This window comes from Nocardia sp. NPDC003345, assembly GCF_053589395.1.
Map to the genome: position 1 here is coordinate 1 of NZ_JBSFRU010000524.1, position 2,545 is coordinate 2,545.

A 2,545-nucleotide genomic window follows, 5' to 3' on the forward strand; every position below is an offset into this window, starting at 1 on the left:
GCGGGCCCCACCCTTGGCGGATGCGGCCAGTGGGGTGGGGTGTGGCCATCAGGTAAAGGGTTGCGGGGTGGGGCGACTGGGGGGTGGTTCTGTGGTAGACCGGGGCCATGGTGGGTGTCGATACTTCGAATCGGTCCTGTAGGAGCCGTGCTTCGTCGCGGTCGATTCTGTCTATCCGGTCCGAGGGATCGATTCTGTCGATCGGGTCGGCGTATTCGATCCTGTCCATCGGCAGCGTCGGTTCGATTCTGTCGATCGGATCGATCGGATCCTTCGGGTCGCTGATCTCCAGCGGATCCTTCGCCAGCCTCGGCTCGGCGTTGTCGGGGCTGTCACGCTGGTCGCTGCTGTCGTGGCGGGGCGACCATTCCAGTCCGGACCAGCGTCCCGACCTGCGGGTGGTACCCGACGAACCGGAGCTGCGGGTGGCACCCACCCGCCACAGCCAGACCTGATCAGGACGCGGCGGGCTCGGGGCTGTGCCGGGGCCCGCGTATACCCGGCGTGACGGCCTCCAGTACCGGCCCGGCGCGGTCGAGGGGCAAGTCCTCCAGGACGTACACCTTCTTGCCCGCTGCGGTCACGGCGCCCAGGGTCACCAGACCGGAACGGCGCTGCCAGAAGGTCTGTCGCACGGACCAGCCGATCACACCGGGTGCCTCCAGGCAGGACCGGGACCGGTCCAGGGAGCCGGAACGCACAACCAACCAGGTCGGTGATCCGGCGGTCGCGGGCAGAATCGCATGGCCGAGGCCGCGGTAACGGTCCTCGGCCAGTAGCGCGCATACCGGCGCCAGGCATACCGGAAGCAACCACCACCATCCCGAGAGTTCCCATCCGGCCGCGGCCGCGAGCAGCAGGTCGGCCGCGATGGTCGGGGCGGGCCAGCCGGCCCGGATATGGCGGCGCCGCCGCGCCGCCGGACCGTGTGCGATGAGCGGTATCTCGGCCAGCGCGCTCAGGTGGGCGAGGCGGTCGCCGGATTCGGGCGGCCGGTCGTGCCGGTGCGGGCTCAGCAGATGGGCCAGGGTTGCTTCCACGGCTGCACGCGGGGCCTGCGGCAGGATCTTCTGCCGAGGGTTCTCGCCGGTCATGATCGCTTCCAGCTGCGCGGCGCGGGCGGCGCGCAGCAGCAGGGGCTCGCGGATGGTCGCACCGCGCAGACGCGCGGTGTCCAGGGTGATCTGGCGCAGGGTGAACAGACCCCGGCGTATCTGCAGGGTGCCGCCGTAGTCGACGACCCGCAGGCCGTAGTAGGTGATCAGATAGTGGGCGCAGGCGGCAGCGCTGACCACGACCACCAGCGCGGCCAGCGCGAGGACCGCGGCGATCAACAGTGCCACGACGCCGAAATCCCGGAAACTGCTCACGGTTTCCCGGGTGATCTCGACCTCGGCCGCGCCGTAGCCGAATTGCGCGGCCAGGCCGAGCGCCGAGGCCGCCAACGCGAAGCCGGTGAGCGACAGGGGCGCGTAACGGACCCAGCCGGGCTGCCAGTGCCCGATCTCCCGGCCGTCCCGCGGCTCCGGGGTTTCCGCGGGCTTCGCCGTCGAGACAGCGGATGCGGCCGGACCGGGTTCCCCGGCGGCATGATGGGGTTCGCGGGTATGCGCCAGCAGCTGGGTACGCAGTGGCCGTACCTGGTCGGCGGCCAGCGCGTCCAGGGTGAACTTGTCCTCGGATCCGGCTTCCTGCCCGGTGCCGATGACCACGGCGGCCAATCCCAGGACCCGGTGCAGCGGATCGGCCTCGATATCGACCGACCGGATCCGGGCGCGCGGCACCGACAGCCGTTTCCGGCGCAGCACCCCCGTGCGCAATTCCACGTGAGTCGGGCCGATCCGGTAGGTCGTGGTGAACCAGATGGCGAGGCCGTAGGGGATCACCAGCACCAGGCCCAGTAGCGCGTAGTACGGATTGCCGGAGCTGACTCCGAGAATCGCGGCGCCGATCACCGCGGGCAGGAATTTCACGATCTCCTGGATCGGATGCACCAGCAGCATGCGGCGATCCAGGCGTAGCCAGGGCTCGGAGGCGTCCGGGTCCGGCGGGGCGGGTTCCGGTGCGGAGGCGGACCCGGAAGGTGCGGGCCCGGTCATGTGGCGTCTCCCCGGTGCCGCGCGGCGACCTCGGTCAGGCGGGCCACCGTACTGTCGGCCACCGGCCGGTCCAGTAGTTCGATCCGGACCGCGCCCGCCGAGGACGCCGTGGTCACCGTGACGGTGGAGAGGCCGAACATCCGCTCCAGCGGCCCGCGTTCGGTATCCACGGTCTGCACCCGCGAGATCGGCGCGACCCGGCTCTCCTGGGTCAGCCAGCCGACCCGGCTGTACACCGCCTCCTCGGTGACCTCCCAGCGGTGCACCCGGTACCGCCACCGCGGCACCGCGATCGTGGCGACGATCGCGACCGGAACCACGATCGCCAGGGCCGCGAACTGCCACGGCCGCCGCCCGTCGTCGACGGCGAACCAGCCCAGCAGTACGGCGAGAACGAACAGCCAGCCCAGCGCGGTCTGCACGGTCCAGAGCGTTTTCGCCCGCGG

3 protein-coding genes are annotated in these 2,545 nt (G+C 70.8%); 1 reads left to right on the forward strand and 2 read right to left on the reverse strand.

Annotated features, from left to right (window positions below; translation table 11 throughout):
* Positions 1-107 precede the first annotated feature (107 nt).
* On the forward strand, positions 108-455 hold the full coding sequence (locus tag ACWDU1_RS31540) for a hypothetical protein (protein WP_450004069.1): 348 nt from the start codon (positions 108-110) through the stop codon (positions 453-455).
* On the opposite strand, the gene ACWDU1_RS31545 is transcribed toward ACWDU1_RS31540, so the two are convergent.
* Together ACWDU1_RS31545 and ACWDU1_RS31550 are read right to left on the reverse strand one after the other, a co-directional pair.
* Complete coding sequence (locus ACWDU1_RS31545; protein WP_450004070.1) at positions 456-2,099, reverse strand: PH domain-containing protein; 1,644 nt, start codon at positions 2,097-2,099, stop codon at positions 456-458.
* Positions 2,096-2,545, reverse strand: a 450-nt coding sequence (locus ACWDU1_RS31550) for a PH domain-containing protein (protein WP_450004071.1), incomplete at its 5' end; no start/stop codon positions are given. The genes ACWDU1_RS31545 and ACWDU1_RS31550, both read right to left, overlap by 4 nt.